Raw genomic sequence first — 22,326 nt, 5'->3', positions numbered from 1 at the left:
GGCTATGCGGGGGAGCGGCGACGTTTAGGAGTGTTCGGCCGCCCGGACAACGGATTTCGCGTCGCTCAGCGCGCCAGATAGTCGGTCAGCGTCATGCCGACCAGGATGGCGACCCAGAAGAAGCCGAGCCCCGAGAACAGCCGGATCAGCGGCGGCTCATGGATCACCTCCATGGAGACGAGGAGGATCAGCGCCACCATCACGGCGACCACGGCGAGTTCGACGATCCAGACCTGCGCGAAGGGGAGGGTGGCGCCGAGGGTGACGTTGACGGCCAGAAGCGCCAGCAGCGCCAGGAAGGTGAGCACCGGCGTGCGCAGGCGCCGCCGGATCAGGGCGCGGTCGTCGGCGCTCAGGGTCGCGAGGCGGTTCCGCATCCTACCGGTTCACCACGTAGAGGATCGGGAAGGCCAGGATCCAGACGAGGTCGATGAAGTGCCAGTACAGGCCGTAGACCTCGATCCAGTTCTGGTGCCGGGCGAGGAACCCGGCCTTGGCGGCCATCCAGGTCATGCCGAGCAGGAGCGCGATGCCGGTGAACAGATGCAGCGCGTGGAGCAGGGTTGCGACGTAGTAGAGGTTCACGAACAGCCGCGCCGCCGGCGTCTCGGCCAGCGCGAAGGGCCGATCGCTGAGGAACGGCATCATGTGCTCGGCCCAGTCGGCGTAGTACTCGTAGCCCTTGAGGACGAGGAACAGGCCCCCGAGCGCCGCGGTCGCCAGCATCGCCCGCACCATGGCGCGCTGCCAGCCCATCCGGGAGAATTCGATCGCCATCGACATCGTGAGCGATGAACAGATCAGCACCACGGTGTTGGTGGCGCCGATCCAGAACTTGAGGTGCTTGGCCGCCGCGATCGTCGCTTCGGGATGCTGGATCCGGGTGATCAGCGCCACCAGGAACAGCGCCGAGAACAGCAGCAACTCGGTGATCAGCCAGGCCCAGATGCCGAGCGTCGCCGCCTCGCGCTGCTGGGCCACGCTCTCGAAATGCTCCGCGCGCGCGACCCCGACGCCGTCGGCCAGACCTTTGCTCATCCGTGCTGGTCCCGGGATTCCTGGGCCTGGATCGGGTAGTCGTAGGGGATGCGCGGCACCTCGGGCGGGGACAGGAAATTGTGCGTCGGGGGCGGGGAGGCCGTCTCCCATTCGAGCCCCTTGGCGTTCCACGGATTGGCGGGCGCCTTCCGGCCGAACCAGAGGGAATAGACGAGGTAGAGCATCGGGAAGATGTAGCCCGCCGCCAGGATCGTGGCGCCCGCCGAGGACAGCACGTTGAGCAGCTGGAACTCCGCCGGGTAGGTCGCGTAGCGCCGCGGCATCCCGAGGTAACCCAGGATGAATTGCGGGAAGAAGGTCACGTTGAAGCCGAGGAAGATCAGCAGCGCCGAGACCCGGCCCCAGGGCTCGCTGTACATCCGGCCGGTGAATTTCGGCCACCAGAAATGCAGGCCGCCGAGGAACGCCAGCACCGTGCCGCCGACCATGATGTAGTGGAAATGCGCGACCACGAAGTAGGTCGCGTGGATGTGCTGGTTGATCGAGAGCGTCGCGAGATAGAGGCCGGTGAGGCCTCCGAGCACGAACAGGCCGATATAGCCCATCGCGTAGAGCATCGGGGTATCGAGCCGGAGCGAGCCCTTATGGATCGTGGCGGTCCAGTTGTAGACCTTCACCGCCGAGGGCACCGCCACCGCGAAGGACAGGCCCGAGAACACCAGCGAGGCCAAATCGCTCTGGCCGTTGACGAACATGTGGTGACCCCAGACGAAGAAGGTCACGGAGGCCAGTCCGATCGACGCGTAGGCGACGAAGCGGTAGCCGAACAGCTTCTTCTGCGCGAAGGCCGGGACGATCTCGGAGATCACCCCCATGCCGGGCAGGACCATGATGTACACGGCCGGGTGGGAGTAGAACCAGAACAGGTGCTGGAACAGCACCGGGTCGCCGCCATAGGCCGGGTCGAACACGCCGATATGGAAGGCGCGTTCCGCGATCAGCAGGATCAGCGCCGTGGTGATGACCGGCGTCGCGAGCAGGAAGATCAGGCTCGTGGCGTAGTGCGCCCAGACGAAGATCGGCAGTTTGAACCACGTCATGCCGGGCGCCCGCATGGTGTGGATCGTGACCACGAAGTTGAGCCCCGTCAGGATCGACGAGAAGCCCACGATGGTGACGCCGATCAGCGCCGGCAGCACCCAGGTGTTGGAGAAGGCCGTCGAGAGCGGGGCGTAGAAGGTCCAGCCGGTATCGACCCCGCCCAGCACCACAGAGACCAGGGTGAACAGCCCAGGTTCAAGCGGTCGTCGCAACACCAGCATGGCTGGATCGTAAGATCGCGTCGAGAGCCTCGGCGGGGGTTTTCCATCCCAGTGTCTTGCGCGGTCTACCGTTGAGCGCTGCCGCAACCGCCGCCAGATCATCTGAGCTGTGAGCGCCGAGGTCAGTTCCCTTGGGGAAGTACTGCCGCAGTAAACCGTTGGTGTTCTCGTTCGTGCCGCGCTGCCAGGGTGAGCGCGGATCGCAGAAATAGATCTGCAAACCCGAATCGATCCGCAGTCGGGCATGCTCAGCCATCTCCGCCCCCTGGTCCCAGGTCAGCGAGCGCCGCAACTGCTCTGGCAGGCTCGTGACCGTGCGGCTGATCGCGTCGCGCACGGCCTCGGCACCATGACCCGCCAGCGCCGGCCCGTTCTTCTCACGCGCTACTATTCCGTGCCCCGCCATCGGCGGCAGATGCAGCAGCATCGTGAAGCGCGTCGTTCGCTCGACCAAGGTGCCGATCGCCGAGCTGCGCAGCCCGAGGATGAGGTCTCCTTCCCAATGCCCCGGCACGGCGCGATCCTCTGCCTCGGGCGGCCGCTCGCTGATGAGGACCTCGGGGGTGATGAACGATTTGCCCCGACGAGCGCTGCGCGATCGAGGCACCCGCAAAGCTCGTCCCGTGCGTAGGCACGCGGTCAGATCGCGCTTCAGCGCTCCTCTACCCTGGATGTAAAGAGACTGGTAGATCGCCTCATGGCTGATGCGCATCGTCTCATCGCCTGGAAAGTCCAGCCGCAAGCGCTCAGCGATCTGCTGCGGGCTCCACGCCAGACCCCAGCGCCGATGCTGACGTGGCCCGTGTCGCCGTCCCTTCCAGGGCACGGCCGGCCCCGGTAGCGCAGCGCCGTCGGGCGCGATGATAGCGCCCCCGAGCCGGTCCTGCACATACGTCCTCAGAGCTGCGTTGGCGGCCAGCTTCGCCTGCTTCGGCCGGCGCGCCGCACGCTCGGCGTGCCATTGGGCTGTCGTAGCACGATAGTCGAGATTGCCGCTGCGCGTCGCCGCGTTCCGCCGCAGTTCCCGTGAGATCGTCGAGGCCGCCCGACCCAGCCGCCTCGCTATCTCCCGAACGCCCTGACCTTGCGCCCGAAGCAGCGCGATCTCCTCACGCTCGGTGAAGGACAAGTAGCGATCAGAGGGCGACGGCGACGAGGGCGAGAGATGTGAGGGCGGCAGTCCGCCCGCTTCTCGAAACCAGCGTGTCCCTACCGGCTGTGAGATCCCGCATCCCATCGCAGCGCCCTCGCTCGATAGACCCAACGCGATCAATACCCAGAACCGGCGTCGATGCTCCTGCCGTGCCACGGGCGGACGCCCCGGCGATCTCAGCTTGCTCCGGAGTGCCCGATCCGAACGCCGCCGCCCCACCATCGCAACTGCCCTCCGCAGGCTGTTGCGACGACCACCTGAATCTACCCAGGGCCCCGGTCATGAACACGTACCAGCTCGTCAGGTTGAGCTTGGGGAAAGCGAGGTCCTTGGCCCCGATCATCAGCGGGATCAAGAAATTGCCGAAGGTCGCGGGGATCGACGGGATCAGGAAGAACCAGACCATCACCACGCCGTGGATGGTGAAGGCCTTGTTGTAGGTGTCGTTGGTCATGATCGCGCCGTTCGGCACGACCAGAGCGAGGCGGACCACGCCCGCCGCCAGGGCGCCGATCACGAAGAAGCCGGTGATCGAGGCGAGGTAGAGGATCGCGATGCGCTTGTGGTCGGTGGTGAGGAACCACGAGCGCAGGGTCGATTCCGCGTGCAGGTAGTCGGATTTGCGCCCGATCGTGGATTCCGGGGTGTGGGGTTCCCGGTGGGCGGTGCCGCCGATGCTGCCCGATGCGCTCATCGTGTCGCCCTCGATAGGTAGCGTCGGAAGCCGGACGTCAGGACGTTCGCGCGCTCGTCCGACCCCGATCCGCGGGCCGCGATGTTCACAGGTCTGAGGCGGACATCGCCGCTGGCGACAGGGCGCGAAGGGCCCCCTCTCCCGGGCGGGAGAGGGTTGGGGTGAGGGACGAGAAGGCTCAGGATCGAGCACACCCTTGAAGCATCGACAGGTCGCGCCTCGTCTGGAGCGTTCTCATCCCTCACCCTGTCCCTCTCACGCTCGGGAGAGGGGACCCGCGCTCGATCCTGAAAACGCAAGGCCAGATCGGAGGTGTGAAACCGCGAGCAGGGCGAAGAGCTGGTCCGGTGCGCCTTGCGATCCGACGACTGAATTTTCAGGTTGACGCAGCTCATCATCGTGTCGCGTCCGCGGCTTTCGAGGTCGGGTAGGCTTTCAGAAAGTCGATCAGCGTGCCGAGCTCGTCCGCCGGGATCCGGCCGGCGAAGCTCGGCATCACCTGCTTGCCCCCGCCGGCGAGCCGGTCGCCGTTCGGATTCAGGATTTTCTCGCGCAGCCACGCCGCATCGGCGGTGACGGTGCGGCCGTCGGCGAGCCTCACCTGCGACCCGAACAGGCCCGCGAGGCTCGGCGCCTTCACGGACGTGCCGGGCTCGTGGCAGCCGGCGCAGCCATAGGCCTCGTAGAGGGCCCGGCCCGCCGCGATCTTGCCCTGCTGCGCGCCGGCATGGGTCAGCCAGTCCTGGTAGTCGCCGGGGTTCATGAAGGTGACCTCGCCGCCCATCACGGAGTGGTCGGTGCCGCAATATTCCGAGCAGTAGAGGTGGTAGGTGCCGGTCTTGTCGGCCTTGAACCACAGGTCGGTGTAGCGGTCGGGCAGGGCGGCGACCTGCATCCGCACGGCCGGCAGGTAGAGGGCGTGGATCACGTCCTGGCTGATGATGTGCAGGCGGATCGGCTGGCCGATCGGCAGGTGCAGGTTGTTGATCTCGGACTGGCCCGTCGGGTGCTGGAACTTCCACATCCATTGCCGGCCGATCGCCTCGACCACCATGGCGTCGGGGGGCGGGTTCTTCGACTGGATGAACAGCTTCGCGCCCCAGACGAAGAAGATCAGCGTCAGCAGGAACGGGATCAGCATCCAGCTGATCTCGATCAGGTTCGAGCGGATGCCCGAGGGGCTCCGGTCCGCCTCGGACCCCTCGCGGTAGCGCAGGGCGAAGTAGGTGATCGCCACGAAGACCGGGACGGTCAGGAGCAGCGTCAGGACCGTGAAGGCCAGGATGAGCAGGTCGGTCTCGCTCGCGGTGGCGGAGACCGCCGCCGGCCAGAGCTGGAGGGAATCGTGGCTCGGCGTCATCGCGCAGCGGGCTCCGCCGGTTCGAGGGAGCGGCCGACGATCAGGTCCATGGCGCGCCCGATCGGGATTCGGGCGCGGGTCCGGGCGTCGTCCCGGTAGCCGTAGCCGGCGAGAGACGCCTCGGCCGCCGCCCGCGCACGGTCGATATCGGCGTACGGGTCGGCCTGAAGGTTCGGAGGCGGCGGCGCCAACTGCGTGGTCTGCTGCGGCGTCAGGGCCGGCAGGGCCCGGCGCTGACGCGCCGCGAAGGTGTCCATCAGCCAGATCATCGTCCCAACGACTGCCAGGACCGTGAGCGCGAGGCCCGCCATCACCATCACGGTGTTGCGGACATTGACGTCCCGGGTCTCGTGCCCGGGCTCATTCGGATCGCGCTGGGTGTTGGCAGCCGGACGGGGCGGCCGCCCGTTCAGGAGCCCGCTGCCGCGCAGGGTCAGCCCGGCAAGGATCGCCGGGATCAGCCCGGAGGGGCCGTCGGCGCTCATGCCGGCCTCCCGGCGCGCCGGGCGTCGGAGGCCACGCGGTCCGCCCGCGGCCGCAGCACCGGCCGGAGCGCGGCCGCGAGGCAGGCCACGGCAGCGGCGGCGAGCACGTCGCTCGGCCGGAGTACGAAGCGGTCGCGCACCGCCGGGGTGATCAGCCAGAACATCTCCAGGGCGTGGACGGCCACCGCCGCGCCGGCCAGGATCCGGGTGGTCGGGCGTCCCGGCCGGAGGGTCGCGAGCCCGGCCAGCACGACGACCGCGCCGGCCACGACCGCCAGCGCCCGCCCGACCCAGCCGCCGCGGGCGAAGTACCACGTCACCTCGGGCGGCAGATTCGCCGACCAAACGATCAGGAACTGGACGAAGTGCAGATAGGCCCAGAGGCCCAGAAGCACCACGAGGGGCACCAGCCGGCCCCGTCCGGGCGCGGTACGGCCGCGGCCGACGGGCTCCGGCTCCTCCCAGGCGAGGAGGATCGCCGCCGCGAAGGCGAGGCCGCTCCAGGCCGTCATCACCAGGAGGCCCAGAAGGGTGGAATCGAGCCGCGGATCCAGGGAGGCGACGACGTCGGTGACGAACAGGGTGCCGACGACCGCGTGCAGTCCCACAGCCGGCACGGTCCGCCCCTCGCCGGGGGCGTCGAACGGCCTGGCGAACCTCAGCGCCAGCCAGGTCCAGGCTGCGAGATAGACGATCGCCCGGATCGCGAAGAACGGCACCGTGAACCACAGGGCGGCCAGCGGCGTGCGCGCCGGAGCGCTCACCCAGGGATAGAGCAGGGGCGTGGCGGCCAGAAGCGGCAGCGACAGCACGGCCGCGACCGGCATCAGCGCCATCAGCCGGCGCAGACCCGCCAGCATCTCGATGCCGCCGCGCTCGCGGACCCGCTTGCCGAAACGCTCGGCGACGATGACCACCGGCAGGGCGCCGACCGGCAGGGCGAGAAGGACGAGCCACGCCGCGAGATACGAGGCCGCGGCCCCGCGCCAGCCGCCCGCGAGCAGGCAGACGGCCAGGAGGACGAGGCCGGCGAGGCCGAGCAGGGCGGGGCGCCTCACGGCGTCGCCTCCAGGCGGGTGCGATCCTCCGGGGGCAGGCTCGCCACCGGGGTATCCTGGCTGAGCTGGAGGGCGCGGAGATAGGCGATGATCGCCCAGCGGTCGGCCGAGGGGATCATCTGGGCCATGCCGAACATGGACTTCCGGCCGTTCGAGATGGCGTCGTAGAGCTCCGCCGCTGAGGCCATGCGCACGGGCTCCGCCGTGAGATTGCCGGCGGAGGGAAATCCCCGGGCCACGATCATGCCGGCGCCGCGCCCGTCCTGCCCATGGCAGGGGGTGCAGAAGACTCCATAGCGTTCCCGGCCCTGGTCGAGCAGCGCCCGGCTGATCGTCTGCGGCTGCGGCGCCGTCCGGGCCGGATCGATCCGCGGCACGGTGCCCGCCACCGGCTGGCGCATGGTGATCTCCCGGGGAAAGAACGGGTTCTTGTCCCAGGTCTTGGCCCGGGCCTGATCGGCCATGTCGGCCTCGCCGCAGGCCGCCAGCGGCGCCAGGGCGAGAAGAGCGAGCGGCACGGTGCGGAGGGCGGCGCGCCTCATCGCGGGATCCGCCGGAGCTCGAGGGGACGCCCGGCCTCGGCCGGCAGGGCCGCGAGCCGCCGCTCGATCCGGCCTGCGTCGAACCGGTCACCCCGCGCCTCCGCGGAGAGGAAGAACCGGTCCTCGGAAGCCCGCAGGAAGCCCGGGATGTTGAAGGCCGGGTGATTCAGGCGGGGCAGGCGGTTGAGCACGAGGAGCGCGAAGTGGATCGCCACGCAGCCCGCCATCATCGCGACGGAGACGCTCGGCACCACGAACGAGGGCCAGGACAGGCGCGGGCGCCCGCCGATCAGGAAGACGTAATCGTAGGCCGTGGCGTAGAGGCACAGGGCGAAGAAGCCGACACCGCCGAGCAGGGCCCCGGCCAGGGCGTAGGGCAGGATCGAGCGTCCCTCCAAGCCCAGAGCCCGCAGGGTGCGGGGCATCGGCACCGGCCCGTGCCCGTCGAGATGGACGTGATCCGGACTGATCCCGGAGACCGCCTGGAGGGCGGCGGCGAGGTCGCCCTGACTCGCGAAGGTCGCGGACACGCCCCACAGGGGCGCGGTGACCGGGTCGTCCTCCGGGCGACCGGTGGCCCGGGATGCGGCCGCGCGGGCCGCCTCCTGCGCGGCCGGCGACACCATCAGGGCGAGGCGGCGGCTCTCGACGATCGACACGGCCGGCAGGTAGCGCAGGAACAGGAGGAGCAGGGTCAGGAACAGGCCCACCGAGCCCGCGAAGGTGGCGATACCCCAGACATCCGTCGTGTAGGGCAGCCGCGAGGACGGCAGGAAATCCTGCGTCAGGGTGACGACCAGGACCATGACGTGGTCGGCATAGGCGCCGATCGCCACGAGAAGGCCCACCACCGCGATGGCGACCGGCGCCGTCCGGGCCCGCGCCGACCACAGGATCTGTGCGGGCAGGACGAGGCACAGGATCGCCGTCCAGGACACGAGGGCGTGGTCGCCGGTCATGCGCCGGACCAGGACGCCGCGCCCCGCGGCGTCGCCATTGAGGAACGTGTCGAAATACTCGGCCGCGTAGCAATAGGCGCTGGCGCAGCCGAGACAGAGCAACAGCCGCCCGAGCACGTCGAGATGGCGGTCCGTCACCAGGGCGCCGAGGCCGTACACGAGGCGGATCAGCATCACGATCACCGCCGTGACGCCGACGCCGGAATAGACCGCATTCACCAGGAAGCTCACCGGCAGCAGCGTGCTGTGCCAGCCCGGCATCAGCGAGCCCGCCAGCATCACCGAGGCCCCGGTCTGGACCGACACCACCAGCAGCACGCCGAGCAGCGCCACCGTCCGGTAGGCCTGAACCCAGATCTGCCAATGGGCCGCCGAGCCGCGCCAGCCCGAGGCGAGGATGCCGTAGACCTGCGCGCGCAGCAGCGCGCGCTTCCGGGTCGCTGCCTTCGTCTCCCGCTGGCGCATCGCCTCCGCGTGGGCACGGTCGCGCAACGTGGCGAGGTCCGGCAGCAGGCCGATGAACCAGAGGCTCACGCAGATCACCAGGAAGGACACGATGTCGATCGCGTCCCAGAGGAGTGGCGAGCGGAACTGCGGCCAGAGATCGTAGGTGTTGGGGTAGGGCAGGTTCCAGAAGAAGAACCACGGCCGTCCGAGATGGATGATCGGGTAGAGCCCGGCGGCCGCGGTGGCCAGCAGTGCCAGGGTCTCGGCCACGCGGTTCACCGCCCCGCGCCACTCCGCCCCGAGCAGGAGCAGGATTGCCGAGACCAGCAGGCTGCCGGACGCGACGCCGATCCACCAATCGTAGCTCGCGATGTCGAGGGCCCAGACGACGGCATTGTTGTTCGCCCAGATGCCGGGACCGGCATAGAGCAGATAGCCGAGGGTGAGCACGAACAGGCCGAGGAGCGAGGCCGCCGCCGCGAAGGCGATCCACCAGCGCCGGTTCCCCGGATGCGTCAGCGGGATCGCCGTGACCGCGCCGCCGATCCCCTGAAGGGTCTCGTCGGGCCGGATCAGGGGGCCGGGCTGCGGACCGCCGGAGAGGGGGCCGGCCATGCTCAGCCCTCCCGTCCGTTCGGATCCGCGGCGGGCGCGAGCCCGGCGAGATAGGTGGTGCGCGGCCGCGTGTTCAGGTGGCCGAGGAGCGCGTATTCCCGCGTGTCCCGCCGGGCGGCCGAGACCCGGCTTCCCGGATCGGCGACGTTGCCGAAGGTGATCGCCCGGGTCGGGCAGGCGCCCTGGCAGGCGGTCTCCACGGCCCCGTCGGGGATCGGCGCGTGGGCGTCCTTGGCCGATGTGATCCGCGCCGCCGTGATCCGCTGGATGCAGTAGGTGCACTTCTCCATCACGCCCCGGGACCGGACCGTGACCTCGGGATTGCGCTGCTGCTGCTCCACCGGGGTCATGCCGCCGGTGTAATCGAGGTAGTTGAAGCGGCGGACCTTGTAGGGGCAGTAGCTCTGGCAGGTGCGCGTGCCGACGCAGCGGTTGTAGACCTGCAGGTTCAGGCCCTCGCTGTCGTGGAGCGTCGCCTCCACGGGGCAGCCGAGTTCGCAGGGCGCTTGCTCGCAATGCATGCAGGGCACCGGCTGGAAATGCGTCGTCGGCGCGTCGAGGTCGCCCGCGTAGTAGCGGTCGATCCGCAGCCAGCCCATCCAGCGGCCGAGTTCGACCTCCTCGCGCCCGACCACGGGGATGTTGTTCTCCGCCTGACAGGCGGTGACGCAGGCGTTGCAGCCGGTGCAGGCATCGAGATCGATGGCCATGCCCCATTGCGCGGCGACCCAGCGGTCCTGGCTCTCGGGGGGCGGATAGAACGAGGCGGGCGTCGGCGCGCCCTTCGGATCGCCCACGGGTGCGGCGCCCAGAGCCTGCACGCGCACGAGATCCTGACCCTCCATCGTGCCGAGATGCTGGGTGGTGACCGGCCTGCGCTGTTGTCCGGTCTTCGTCAGCCGGGCGCCGGCGAGACCCCAGGGAGAACCCGGCGGCCGCAGGGGCGCGGCGTCGTAGCCGAGGCCGCGGGCGAGGTGGTCGGGGACGTCGCGGCCGTAGCCCAGCGTGAGGGTCACGGTGGTGTCGGCCTGCCCCGGCAGGATCCAGGCCGGCCCCTCGACCGCGCGGCCGCCGGCCTCGACCCGCAGGATGTCGCCCGTGGCGATCCCCTCGCGCTCGGCGAGGCGCGGGCTGAGCGCGATCACGTTCTCCCAGACCACCTTGGTCAGGGGCTTCGGGAGCTCCTGCAGCCAGGCGAGGTCGGCATGGGTGCCGTCCCAGATCGTCGGATCGGGTCGGAACAGCACCTCGACCCCCTCGGCGGCCGGCGCGGGCGATGAAGCTGCCGCGGGGGCGGCTGCCGCCGCCTGCGTCAGCGCCACCGTCTCGACCGGACGCGCGCTGTCCGCCCAGAAGCCCAGGCGCAGGGCCTCGGAGAAGCGGGCCTCGAAGGCCGCCTCGTCCTCGCCCGGGTTCCGTCCCTGCGCCTTGAGGAGCCCGAGGGCGTCCTGACCGCCCTCCCCACCCTCGCCGCTTGCCAGGAAGGCCAGCATCTCCGCGAGCGTCCGGCCGTTGTACAAGGGGGCGACCGTGGGCTGGATCAGACCCACCGTCCCGTCGAGGGACCGGATGTCGCCCCAGGATTCCAGCGGGTGGGCGGCCGGCAGATGCCAGTCGGCATGCGCACCGGTCTCGTCGTAGTAGAGCCCCGCATGGATCTTGAGGGGCACGCGCGCCATCCGGGCGGCGAAATCGAGGGCGCCGGGCGCCTCGTAGACCGGGTTGGCGCCGAGGACGACGAGCACCTTGACGGCACCCTGATCCATGGCCTCCGCGAGATCCGCGAGGGTCCCGGCGCCCGTCTCCGCCACGGGCGCGGTGTGGACCAGGGTCGCGCCGGTGTTGCCGAGGGCGCCGTTGAGGCGGTGAACCAGCGCGTGCAGGTCCGGGCTGGCGGTCAGGCCGGCGATGACGATGCCGCTTCCCCGGGCCTCGGCGAGGGCCGTCCCGGCGCTCCGCGTCCAGCGCGCGACGGGATCGTCGCCCCCGGGGGCCGCGCCGCCCGCGGCCAGATTGAGCAGGTCCCGGGCCAGGGCCTCCAGCCGGCCGGCCGGGACCACGAGCCCCCGATCCGCCTTGGCGCTGGTCAAGGTCGGTGTCGGCGCCGCCGCGTGGAGGGTGAGGAGGCGGCCCTCCGCGTAGGCCGCCCGCCGTGCCTCGCTCCAGCGCCGCGACAGGCCGACCTGACCGGGTCCGAGATCCAGAAAGTCGCCGTCCAGCGCCACGATGGTCCGGGCGCGATCGAAATCGGGGCGGGTCTCCAAGGGCCGTCCATAGGCCTGGCGAGCGCCCTCGTAGATCCCGTCGCGCCCCGCCCCGGCACCGACATACCAGCGGAGCGCCGGGTAGGCGGCCCGCAGCCGCGCGAGCTGGGCCGCCACGCCGGGCGAGGTCACGGGGCCGGTGAGCAGGGCGAGACCCTCGCCCCGGTTCTCGCGCCAGCCCGGCATCCGACCCTGCAGGTCTGCCCGGAACGCCGCCCAGGAACTCGGCCGGCCGAGATGCTGCACCGCCTGGGAGCGGAACGGGTCGTAGAGCCCGAGCACCGAAGCCTGGGCCAGCACGTCGGTGCCGCCGCGGCTCCAGGGATGCTCGGGGTTGCCTTCGATCTTCAGGGGCCGGCCGTTGCGGGTGGTGACCAGGATGCCGTTGCCGAAGCCGTCGAACATGGCCGAGGAGGCGTAGGACAGGTCCGTGCCGGGCACGATCCGCTCGGGCTGATTGACGTACGGCACCTCGTAGTCGCGACCGCCGCCCCCGCCGCAGGCGGTGAGGCCGCCCAGCGCGAAGGAGGCGGCCATCAGCTTCAGGAAGCCGCGCCGCTCCGGGGCCGCGGCGAGCCGGGACGCCGACGGGAACTCGGCCGCCAGATAGGCGCGGAACTCGGGGCTGTCGGCCACGGCGTCGAGGCTGCGCCAGAAGCGCGGACCGTCGCCGCCGGCGAGTTTCGCGCGCAGGGCCGCGATGTCGGGGGCGCCGGTCATCGGTGGCAGATCCCGCATTCGGTCAGCCGCTCCCCGCCGCGGATATGGTACTGGGCCACGAGCTTGGGGCCCAGGGTCGCTTGGTCGGAGGGCGGCGTCCAGGTCATGTTCCAGACCTGATCCGGCGTGCGGACATACTTCTCCGGCGCCCGGTGGCAATCGAGGCAGAACTGCATCTCGAAGGCGTTGGCCCGGTACGTCATCTGCATCGCCGTGACGTCGCCGTGGCAGGTCGAGCAGCCGATCCCCTTCGTCACGTGGACGGAGTGATTGTAGTAGACGTATTGCGGCAGCTTGTTCAGCCGCTTCCATTCGAGCGGCTTGTCCTGCGCGTAGCTGTCGCGCACCGGCTTGAGCATCTCGGAGCCGGTCCAGATCTGCGAGTGGCACGTCATGCAGGTATGCGTCGGCGGGATGCCGGCCGTGGCCTCCCGGTCGACCGTGGTGTGGCAGTAGCGGCACTGGATGCCGAGTTCGCCGGAATGGTGCTTGTGGCTGAACGGCAGGGGCTGGGCCGGCGCGACCCCGACGCCCGTGACGTAGTTCGAGCGCACGATCCCGGCCGCCAGAACCGGGAGCCCAACCAGGCAGGCGACGCCGGTCATCAGAGCGAGGCGGTAGAGCGCGTCGGCCCCGGGCGTGAACAGCTGCGCCATCAGGCCGACCCGCAACAGGCGAAGGCCGGGAGATGGCGCTCGGTCTTCTCAGCCCCTCGCCGCAAGCGTCGCCCCACCTTCTGGTCCCGGTCGAAATCGTGCGGTGCGCCGGCCGGCCGCGCGATACGGCTCGGGCGCCCGCGGCGATCAGGCTTGGAGGTCCCGCGCCTCGCAGATCCGAGCCACGGCCGCGCCATGCCCCATGGTTGTAACGCTGGAGCGCTTCCAAACCAGGGCCACAACCGCAAACAACCCGGCCGACATGTCGCAGCGGCCGGCGGCAAGGTCCGCGCAAGGGAAGCCCGCGCCCGCGACCCTTCCCGTGACCGGCGCGAACGCCTATGCCCGCGCGACGGTTGAGACGCCCGATCCTGTCCGGAGACGCATGGAATCCGATCCTCTCGTCCTGACGTGGCGCGCCGCGCGGCCTCAGCACACCGCGGCGGCGGCCCTCGCGGTCGGGATCGGCGCGCCGCTCTGCGCGCTCGCGCTCCTGTGCCTGCGCGACCTGATCGCGGTCCTGCCGCGCGACGAGGCGCCGGTGCTGCCCTTCCTGCGCGTGGCGGTCGCGCTTCCGGGCGGAGAGCTGGTGCTGGCCCCCGGCATCCCGATGCGCCCCGCCGAACTCGAGCTCACCGCCTTCCTGTGCATCGCCGTCTGCGCCCTGGCCCTGGCGGGCCTCGGCTGGTGCGTGGCGCGCCTGTGCTTCAAGGCGCAGAACAAGGCCGGGGACGCCGTCCGCGAAGGCGTTCTGCGGGCGATCCTCGACGCCCCCGCGGGGGCCCGGGACGAGGCGCGCAGCCTGGCCCGGATCGTCGGAGAGGTGCTGGCTCGAGCCGACCGCCTGCTCGCCGCCGGCATCGTCCTGCCGGCGATGACCCTCGCGGCCCTGATCCTGGCCCTCGGCTTCGCGGCCCTGGCCGCGCCCCGGCTGATCCCGGCGGCCGTGATCGGACTGGCGGCGATCGGACTCGCCTACGGCTTGGTGCTCGAACGGGCGCGCGACCGGCAAGAGTTGCGCCTGCGCTCCAGCGCGCGGGCGGAGGAGAACCTGAACGACCTCGTTCGGCGGCTTCCTGCCGTGCGCAACCACGGAGCGGCGGCCATCGAGCGCAGACGTATCGCCGCCCGCGTCGCCGCGATGCGGACCAATGTCGGTCGCGCCGAGGCGCGGCTGGCCTACGCCCGGGCGCCCGCCCTGGCGCTGGCGGTGATCCTGCCGGCCATCGCCGCCGGCACGGCACTGTGGCGCTCGGCGCCAGGGCAGCCGCCCGCGGCCCCGGTGGATCCGGCCGCCCTCCTGGCGGCCGTCGGCGCCTTCGGCCTCGCGGGCTGGCTCGCCGCCATCTGCGCGCGGTTCTGGATGGTCCGCCGGTCGGTGCGCCCGCGCCTCCGCGACCTCGCCCGCATCATCGCGTCCCTCGAGGGGCGGCGGGCGAGGGCCGCCCGGATTGGTGCGGCCGCATTGCCGCTGCCCCGGTCCGGGATCCTGGCCACGGAAGGCGTCGGAGCCTTCGATCCGGCCACGGGCGAGCGCCTGACCGGCGTCGCCGTGGCCGTGACGATGCCGGGCCACGTGGCGATCACGGGCAGCCGCGGCAGCGGCGCCCGGGCGCTGGCGGCGGTGCTGGCCGGGCAGGTCGAGCCGACGGCCGGGGCCGTCACCTATGCGGGCACGGACCTGCGCGACTTCGACGCCGCGGAGCGCGCCCGGCGGATCGCCTTCACGTCGGGGGAGGCGATCCTGATGGAGGGCTCCCTCCGGCAGAACCTGCTCTACGGCACCGATCCGGCGACCGCGCCCGACGACATCGCGCTGATCGGCATCAGCCGGCTCACCGGGCTCGACGGCTTCGTATACGCCCGCGGGCTGACCGGACGGCTCGATCCGGCGGCCCAGCCGCGGCTCGCCGCCGCGATCGTCACCGCCCGCCGGACCATGCGGGTGGCGCTGGCCGCCAAGGGCGCCGAGCGCCTCGTCGAGCCCTTCGATCCCGACCGCTACAACAACCAGGCGAGCATCGGCGAGAACATCCTGTTCGGGGAGCCGGTGGGCGGCACCTTCGCGCCCCTGCGTTTCGCCCGCCACCCCTATCTGCGGGCGGTTCTGGAGGCCGAGGGGCTGGTTCGCCCGCTCACCGAGATCGGCCTGTCGGTGGCCCGCAGCACGGTGGAGATCTTCGCCGACCTGCCCAACGACCATCCCCTGTTCGACGCCTATTCGCTGTTCCAGGCGGCCGAGCGGGGCTATTTCGAGGATCTCGTGGTGCGCCTGCCCAACGCGGCGAGCCTGCGCCGGGGACCGGCGGGCCAGCGCGACCGCTTGCGGTTGATCGGCCTGGCGCTGCGCTACAACGAATCGCGCCACCGCTTCGGCCTGATCGACGGCCCGTTCGAGGAGCGCCTCGTCCAGGCGCGGCGGTCCTTCGCACGGATGCTGCCGCCCCACCTCGCGGGCGCGGTGGAGTTCCACGACCCCTCCCGGGTCAATCCGGCCGCCAGCCTGGAAGAGAACCTCCTGTTCGGCCGGATCAGCCTCGGCGAGGCCAATGCCGAGCCGCGGGTGCGCGAACTGGTGCGCCGGGTTCTGGCCGACGAGGGCCTCGAGGCCTCGGTCTATGGCCTCGGCCTCGACAGCAAGGTCGAGGCTCAGCCCAGCACCGGGGCTCTGGCGGACGGCGCGATCAATGCCCGCGAACGCGTGGCGATCGAGCTGAGCCGCTGTCTCGCCCGTGATCCCGACATCCTCGTGGTGGCGGTCGCGATGGACGAGCGGAAGGTCGAGGGCGCACGCGAGCGCCTCGCCCAGCTGCGGCAGGCGCGGGCCGGGCGCGGCCTGATCGTCTGCCTGCCCGAGACGAGTCTTGCGGAGAACGCCGCGCCCTTCGACGCGGTGATCGCCGTGGAGAACAGCGCGGTCATCGCACCCGTCCCGGCCGCCGCCGAGCGGGACCCCGCACCGGCAGCCTGACAGGACGTCACGATCCGCCGGCGCCGTCGGCCTTCCGCGCGCAGCGGGACAATCCAGCGGGGTCGGGCTGACCGGACGCGCAGCCTCATGGCCGCCGCAATAATCCGTCAGGCCGCGAGGCCGCGCCTGTCCGGCAGCCATCCCGGCCGATCCAGCGCGGACGGTTCATGCCCCTGTCGACCTCGATCCCCCTCGCTGCCGGCCTCGTCGTGCTGGTCCTCGCCGGTCCGGCCGCCGCGCAGGCCGGCAAGGCGGAGGCGCCGATCCCCGCCGCGACCCTTGCCCTGATGGCGCAGAAGGGCGTGACGGCCGCCTCGCCGGTCCTGTTCCGGGCCTACAAGAAAGAATCCGAGATCGAGGTCTGGAAGAAGGGTCGCGCCGGCTACGTCTTCATCAAGACGTTCCCGATCTGCCGCTGGTCCGGCCAGCTCGGGCCCAAGCGCAAGAGCGGCGACCGGCAGACCCCGGAGGGGTTCTATACGGTGCCCCGGCGTCAGATGAACCCGAACTCGCACTACTACCTGTCCTTCGACGTCGGATATCCGAACGCCTACGACCGGGCCCATGGCGGAACCGGGTCCGCCGTGATGGTCCACGGCATCTGCTCGTCCATGGGCTGCTTCGCCATGACCAACAGTACGGTCGGCGAGATCTACGCCATCGCCCGGGACGCGCTGAACGGCGGGCAGGCGGCCTTCCAGTTCCAGTCCTACCCGTTCCGGATGACCGCCGAGAACATGGCCCGCCACCGGACCGACCCCAACATCGCCTTCTGGCGGGAACTCAAGGCCGGCTCGGACCGGTTCGAGGCGAGCCGCGAGGAGCTGCAGGTCTCGGTGGTCGCCGGCCGGTACGCGTTCGCGCCTTCGCGGGATCCCGCCATCGAGGCGGCGGTCACCACCCGCCGGGCGGTCGAGGAGGCGCGGATGACCGCGCTCGCCGAGGCGGGCGAGCCCGCCGTGCGCACGACCTATTCCGACGGCGGCCAGAACGCCTTCTGGGCGGCCTACACGGCCCGGGGCGGGGCGGTCGGCGACATCAGCCGGCCGGAAGCCCTGGCCTTCGCCGGCCAGGAGGTGGTGGTCGTGCCGGGCCATCGCGCCCATCGCCCGGTGCCCGACACGGTCTGGGCCGGCTGGGCCGCGCCCGAGTCGGGCCTGTCGCCGCGGCAGATGGCGGGCTTCGTCCCGGTCTACGAGCGCGCCCCCGATCCGTTCGGGGCGCTGGTCGCGCCGCTCCCGACCCGCTACAGCGACGCGCTTCCGTCCTGGCTGGCCGCCGGCCTCGCCGGATCGGGCTCCGGACGCCCGATTCTGGCCGGTTCGCCGGGCGGTCTCCTGGCCTCGGCCGAGGCGCTCTGAGCATGCGAGGGTCCGGTCAAGCGTCCCGTGCGTGTGCGCGGACGCACATCACGACCGCCTGCGGCACACCAATTCATGATACGGCAGGGGATGAGCGGTACACCTGCTCCGTCGGCCTGCCTTATTCAAAGCTACCTTCCCGGAACGGCGACGGGGTTTCGATCATAACCGATCGGGACCGACTGTCCGCGGATTCGTGATCGCCATGTCGAACAGTTCCGAGCCGACTCTCCTGACGGCCGACCAAGACCTCGTACTCCGCTTCTGGGGCGTCCGCGGCTCGACGCCCGTCAGCGGCCCGCAATACGCCGAATTCGGCGGCAGCACGCCCTGCATCGAGGTGCGGTGCGGCCAGCGGATGTTCATCGTCGACGCGGGCTCGGGCATCTACAATCTCGGACAGGGTCACCGGACCGATCTGCCCCGGGAAGTCGACCTGCTGTTCAGCCACCTGCATCTCGACCACACCGCGGGGCTCCCCTTCTTCAAGCCGGCGGTCCTCGACTGCGACCGGGTGATCAACACCTATTGCGGCAACCTCGGCGGCGAATCGGCCGGCCCGACCCTCGACCGCCTGTTCGCGCCGCCGCTGTTCCCGGTTACGCTCGACAGGCTGTGCTGCACCTTCCGCCACCACGGCTTCGAGGCGGGGCAGACCCTGACCTTCCCGGACGGGACGCGGGTCGCCACGATCCTGCTGAACCATCCGCAGGGCTCCGTGGGCTACCGGTTCGAGCATGCCGGCAAGCGCCTGTGCCTGATCAGCGACATCGAGCACAGCGACCCCTGGCCCGATCCCAACCTCGCCGCCTTCGTGGCCGACGCCGACCTGATGGTCTACGACGGCATGTTCACCGACGGGGAGTATCCGACCTGCCGGGGCTGGGGCCACTCGACCTGGCAGAAGGGCGTGGAGCTCGCCCGGACGGCGGGCGTCAAGGCGCTCGGGATCATTCACCTGCACCCGGCCCATTCCGACACGGCGCTGCGCGACATGGAGGCCGACATGCAGGCCGAGATGCCGACCGCATTCATCGCGCGCGAATGTCAGAGCCTCACGGTCGGGGCTCCCCGGGCGGTCGGCGGCCGTCCAAACGGGCGTCCGGCCGTGGCGCGGGAGATGCGCCGCCGGATCAAGGTCGCCTGAGCCGGCGGATCAGGCGGAGTGCCGCCTGCGGGTCCGGCTGTACCGGGACCACGCGAACAGCACGAACAGCGCGACGCCGATGATCAGAATGCTCCAGCCGTAGTTGCTGACGAGCTGCGCGTCGATCGGGTGCCCGACGAACCCCAACGCGACCAGCAGGCCGAACACCGCGATCGCCGCGGAAACGAGCATCCCTACAATCATCGAAGTCCCCGGCGCGTCCCATCCGCGCGATTCGGCAGGGCCGTATGGTGGGGAAGAATGCGTGGCGGCCGCACCCGTTCCAGCGTCCGGCCCTCTGCCGCGCCGGTCATCGGCCCCACGCTGTTCACCGGAATGGCGCGGCGGCTCATTCGGCGGCTCCCATCGCGCCGAAGTTAGGCTAAGTAGGCCGCCTGACGGCGCCCCGGGGCGCGCGAGGAGCTCGAGACCACGGCGATGAGCGGCCAAGAGAACACGACGGCGCCCGCGGCGGCGCACACGAGTCCGGAGACGCAGTCCGCATCCGCCGCCACGCCGGGGCTCCTGCGTCCGCAGGACCAGCTCGTGACGATCTACGGCGGCTCCGGCTTCCTGGGACGGCACGTGGTGCGGGCGCTGGCCAAGCGCGGCTACCGGATCCGCGTCGCGGTGCGCCGGCCGGATCTCGCGTTGTTCCTGCAGCCCCTGGGGAAGGTCAACCAGATCGTGGCCGTCCAGGCCAACCTGCGCTACCCGGACTCGGTGGTCCGGGCCGCCGAGCGGTCGGACGTGCTGATCAACCTCGTCGGCATCCTGCAGGAGACCGGCTCCCAGAGCTTCGCGCGGCTGCAGGTCGACGGGGCCGAGGCGATCGCCCGCGCCGCGGCGCGCCAGGGCGCCCGGATGATCCACGTCTCGGCGATCGGGGCCGATCCGGCCTCGCCGTCGGTCTACGCGCGCACCAAGGCGGAGGGCGAGGCGCGGGTCTTCGCCGCCTGTCCGGACGCGGTGGTGTTCCGGCCCTCGCTGATCTTCGGGCCCGGCGACAGCTTCTTCAACCGCTTCGCCGGCCTCGCCCGGGCGCTTCCGGTTCTCCCGCTCGCCGGCGGCCAGTCCCGCTTCCAGCCGGCCTTCGTGGGCGATGTCGCCGAGGCGATCGCCCGCGCGGTCGACGGCACCGTGGCGCCCGGCAAGGTCTACGAACTCGGCGGCCCGGAGGTGGGCACGCTGGAGCACTTCGTGCGCTACATGCTGAAGACGATCCGGCGGAAGCGGGTGGTCGTGGACCTGCCTGCGCCGGCGGCCAAGCTCCAGGCCCGCATGCTGGAGATCGCCGACACCCTGACCTTCGGCCTGCTGCCGGATTCGCTGAAGCTGACCCGCGATCAGGTGACGCTGCTTCAGAACGACAACGTCGTCTCCGAGGCCGCCAAGGCCGAGGGTCGGACCTTCGAAGGCATCGGCATCACGCCGACCGCCGCCGAGGCGGTGGTGCCAGGCTATCTCTGGACCTTCCGCAAGGCGGGGCAGTTCGCCACCGACCAGGACGAGTCGCACCTGTCCGAGGTGCCGGACACGCTGGCATCGAAACCCCTGGCGGCCGGCTCTCAGCATCGGCCCCAGACCGCCTCCGGCCCGGCGATCGGCGCCGATGCCGGCAGCTCGCCGGGGGCCGGGCAGGGCAGCAGGGGCGTGCGCTGGGGAACTCGGAAACCGGGCTAGGTGACAGCCCGCGCCCGGATCGCGCCATGAGCGCGCCCTCCCTCCACGGATCCGGCGGCCCGGTCGGGCGGCGCATCCTCGTCACCGGGGCGGCCGGCTTCGTGGGCGGCCACGTCCTGCCGCTCCTGGCGACGATGAGCGCGGGAGCGGGCGATTGCGTGGCCGGGATCGGGCGGGGGCGGGCGCCGCACCTGCCGGAGGGCGTCAGCTACGCGGCGATCGATCTCCTCGACGAAGCCGCGCTCCGCGGCTTCGTGGCGCGATTCCGGCCGACCGCGATCCTTCATCTGGCGGGCCTCGCCTCGGTGGCGGATTCCGCCAGCGGCCCGGGCCAGACGTGGCGGGTCAACGTCAACGGCCTGATGAACCTCGTGGCCGCGGTGGAGGCGGTGCCGGGCTGCACCTTCTTCTTCGTCAGTTCCGGCGAAGTCTACGGCAGCGCCTTCCTGGCGGGCCATGCCCTCAGCGAGGCGGTCGAGCCCCTGCCGCGCAACACCTACGCCCGGTCGAAATGGGTGGGCGAGCAGCTGCTCCGCGACCTGCTGCCCCGGATCGGCGTGAAGCTCGTCGTGCTGCGGCCGTTCAACCATATCGGCCCCGGCCAGGACGAGCGCTTCGTCGTGGCCTCCTTCGCGGGCCAGATCGCCCGGATCGAGGCCGGCCTCGTGCCGCCCTGCCTGGAGGTCGGCAACCTCTCCTCCTACCGCGACTTCCTCGACGTCGCCGACGTGGCGAACGCCTACGCCGACCTGATCGGCCGGGCGGACGCCCTGGCGGACGGGAGCGTGTTCAACATCAGCTCGGGCCAGCCGCGGACGATCGCCAGCGTCCTCGAGGACCTGCGCGCCCGGGCCCGGGTCCCGTTCGAGATCCGGATCGCCCCGGAGCGCGTGCGCCCGACCGAGATTCCCCTGGCCGCGGGCGATGCCGGCCGCCTCCACGCCGCCACCGGCTGGCAGCCGCGGGTCTCGTGGGACGCGGCCCTGACCCGGGTGCTGGACGACGCGCGGGCGCGGCTGGCGGACGCGCGCAAATCCGGCTGAGGCGCCGGGTTTGGCGCCACCGCGGCGCTCAGCGCTCCGCGACGGCGATCAGGGCGGTCGAGGGGATCGGCAGGACGGGTCGACCGCCCGCCATGCGCCGCGCCTCCGCGATCACCGCGGCCCGGTCGGCCGCGCTCAGGTCGACCCAGTCCGGCGACAGACCGAACACCGTGTCGGGGTCGTCGAGCATGGCGACGTCGAGCGCGTAGTCGAAGGTCACCCGGTCGATCCGGGGGGCTGCGTACCCGGCCGCGACCAGCGCCCGGGTGAACCCCGCCGGATCGCCGAGCGCCCGCACCCCTTCGGGCATCGCCCGGCTCTCGCGCTCGGGGAACAGCTTGCGACGGATCTCGCCGAGCAGCAAGAACGTCGCCGCGCCCTGATCCTGCCACGTGGCCACGACGCCCGATCCCCCGGGCCGCGTCACGCGCGCCATCTCGGCGAGGCCCTTCCGCCAGTCGGGGAACATGATCACCCCGAAGATCGAGAACACCGCGTCGAAGCCACCGTCGGGTAGGGCGAGGGCCTGTCCGTCCATGACCCGCGCGTCGACATTGGGCAGTCTCGCCCCGGCGATGCGCGCGACCATGCCGGGCGAGAAGTCGACCGCGAGGACCTGCGCCCCCGTCCGCGCCGCGGCCAGCGCGAGGGCACCGGTGCCCGCCGCGACGTCGAGGACGCGGCTGCTTCCGGCCAGCGGCACCCGCGCGAGCGCCGCCTCGGCGAAGCGCGCCGTGAACGGATGGGCGGTCGTCTCGTAGTGCTCGGCGACCCTGTCCCACCGATCCGGATTCTCGAACTCGCGCACCGCTTCAGCTCCGCTCCATCACGTAACTTGATAAGTATC

At 71.2% G+C, this 22,326-nt stretch carries 17 protein-coding genes and 2 pseudogenes; 5 read left to right on the top strand and 14 right to left on the bottom strand.

The features are described from left to right. Positions 1-65: 65 nt before the first annotated feature. The 12 genes and pseudogenes from PQI07_RS33450 to PQI07_RS33395 form a co-directional block, all read right to left on the bottom strand. Positions 66-377: an oxidase gene (locus PQI07_RS33450; RefSeq protein WP_274929021.1), complete on the bottom strand. Its 312-nt coding sequence runs from the start codon at positions 375-377 to the stop codon at positions 66-68. A gap of 1 nt (position 378) precedes the next feature. Then, complete coding sequence (locus tag PQI07_RS33445; protein ID WP_043383401.1) at positions 379-1,038, bottom strand: cytochrome c oxidase subunit 3; 660 nt, start codon at positions 1,036-1,038, stop codon at positions 379-381. Beyond that, positions 1,035-2,285: pseudogene (locus PQI07_RS33440) on the bottom strand (cytochrome c oxidase subunit I); the annotation flags it as partial. The pseudogene PQI07_RS33440 and the gene PQI07_RS33445, both read right to left, overlap by 4 nt. A 10-nt stretch (positions 2,286-2,295) precedes the next feature. Beyond that, the gene (locus PQI07_RS33435) at positions 2,296-3,696 is read right to left on the bottom strand and encodes an IS30 family transposase (protein ID WP_274929335.1); all 1,401 of its coding nucleotides are present in this window, start codon (positions 3,694-3,696) and stop codon (positions 2,296-2,298) included. A 49-nt stretch (positions 3,697-3,745) separates the two neighbouring features. Continuing rightward, positions 3,746-4,168: pseudogene (locus PQI07_RS37810) on the bottom strand (cbb3-type cytochrome c oxidase subunit I); the annotation flags it as partial. A 394-nt stretch (positions 4,169-4,562) separates the two neighbouring features. After that, positions 4,563-5,528 carry a cytochrome c oxidase subunit II gene (coxB, locus tag PQI07_RS33425; RefSeq protein WP_043354179.1) on the bottom strand — a complete coding sequence of 322 codons (966 nt, stop codon included), beginning with the start codon at positions 5,526-5,528 and terminating at the stop codon, positions 4,563-4,565. After that, on the bottom strand, positions 5,525-6,013 hold the full coding sequence (locus PQI07_RS33420) for a hypothetical protein (RefSeq protein ID WP_274929018.1): 489 nt from the start codon (positions 6,011-6,013) through the stop codon (positions 5,525-5,527). Before PQI07_RS33420 ends, coxB begins: the two co-directional genes overlap by 4 nt. After that, positions 6,010-7,071, bottom strand: coding sequence for a hypothetical protein (locus PQI07_RS33415; RefSeq protein WP_043756130.1), 1,062 nt, complete (start codon positions 7,069-7,071; stop codon positions 6,010-6,012). Before PQI07_RS33415 ends, PQI07_RS33420 begins: the two co-directional genes overlap by 4 nt. After that, a complete protein-coding gene (locus PQI07_RS33410; RefSeq protein WP_043354187.1) occupies positions 7,068-7,613 on the bottom strand; it encodes a c-type cytochrome in 546 nt (181 codons plus the stop codon). The genes PQI07_RS33415 and PQI07_RS33410 overlap by 4 nt, the downstream gene beginning before the upstream one ends. Continuing rightward, positions 7,610-9,634, bottom strand: coding sequence for a quinol:electron acceptor oxidoreductase subunit ActD (locus PQI07_RS33405; RefSeq protein ID WP_043383409.1), 2,025 nt, complete (start codon positions 9,632-9,634; stop codon positions 7,610-7,612). The genes PQI07_RS33410 and PQI07_RS33405 overlap by 4 nt, the downstream gene beginning before the upstream one ends. 2 nt (positions 9,635-9,636) lie before the next feature. After that, a complete protein-coding gene (locus tag PQI07_RS33400; protein ID WP_274929017.1) occupies positions 9,637-12,618 on the bottom strand; it encodes a TAT-variant-translocated molybdopterin oxidoreductase in 2,982 nt (993 codons plus the stop codon). Further along, positions 12,615-13,274: a cytochrome c3 family protein gene (locus tag PQI07_RS33395; protein WP_043345872.1), complete on the bottom strand. Its 660-nt coding sequence runs from the start codon at positions 13,272-13,274 to the stop codon at positions 12,615-12,617. The genes PQI07_RS33400 and PQI07_RS33395 overlap by 4 nt, the downstream gene beginning before the upstream one ends. Positions 13,275-13,659: 385 nt before the next feature. Here PQI07_RS33395 and PQI07_RS33390 point away from each other — a divergent pair, with 385 nt between their 5' ends. The 3 genes from PQI07_RS33390 (at position 13,660) to PQI07_RS33380 (ending at position 18,753) form a co-directional block, all read left to right on the top strand. After that, positions 13,660-16,245 (top strand): P-loop NTPase family protein, encoded by a 2,586-nt coding sequence (locus PQI07_RS33390; RefSeq protein ID WP_043383415.1) that lies wholly within the window; start codon positions 13,660-13,662, stop codon positions 16,243-16,245. 167 nt (positions 16,246-16,412) lie between these two features. Further along, the gene (locus tag PQI07_RS33385; protein ID WP_274929016.1) at positions 16,413-17,606 is read left to right on the top strand and encodes a L,D-transpeptidase family protein; all 1,194 of its coding nucleotides are present in this window, start codon (positions 16,413-16,415) and stop codon (positions 17,604-17,606) included. A 205-nt stretch (positions 17,607-17,811) separates the two neighbouring features. Then, a complete protein-coding gene (locus tag PQI07_RS33380; RefSeq protein WP_043345866.1) occupies positions 17,812-18,753 on the top strand; it encodes an MBL fold metallo-hydrolase in 942 nt (313 codons plus the stop codon). 9 nt (positions 18,754-18,762) lie between these two features. Here PQI07_RS33380 and PQI07_RS33375 read toward each other — a convergent pair whose 3' ends face one another. Further along, entirely contained in the window at positions 18,763-18,945 is a 183-nt protein-coding gene (locus PQI07_RS33375) for a hypothetical protein (RefSeq protein WP_236952875.1), read from the bottom strand. A gap of 246 nt (positions 18,946-19,191) precedes the next feature. Between PQI07_RS33375 and PQI07_RS33370 the strand changes: the two genes are divergently transcribed. Next, positions 19,192-20,436 (top strand): complex I NDUFA9 subunit family protein, encoded by a 1,245-nt coding sequence (locus PQI07_RS33370; protein WP_083683329.1) that lies wholly within the window; start codon positions 19,192-19,194, stop codon positions 20,434-20,436. Positions 20,437-20,462: 26 nt separating this feature from the next. After that, positions 20,463-21,479, top strand: a complete 1,017-nt coding sequence (locus tag PQI07_RS33365; RefSeq protein WP_274929015.1) for an NAD-dependent epimerase/dehydratase family protein — start codon at positions 20,463-20,465, stop codon at positions 21,477-21,479. Positions 21,480-21,507: 28 nt separating this feature from the next. On the opposite strand, the gene PQI07_RS33360 is transcribed toward PQI07_RS33365, so the two are convergent. Next, entirely contained in the window at positions 21,508-22,287 is a 780-nt protein-coding gene (locus PQI07_RS33360; protein ID WP_053609162.1) for a class I SAM-dependent methyltransferase, read from the bottom strand. Positions 22,288-22,326 lie beyond the last annotated feature (39 nt).

It is taken from the genome of Methylobacterium sp. 092160098-2 (assembly GCF_028920805.1).
In the GTDB taxonomy this organism is placed as follows: Bacteria; Pseudomonadota; Alphaproteobacteria; order Rhizobiales; family Beijerinckiaceae; genus Methylobacterium; species Methylobacterium fujisawaense.
The sequence above is the reverse complement of the archived record's forward strand: the minus strand, read 5'-3'. Positions and strand labels throughout refer to the sequence as shown.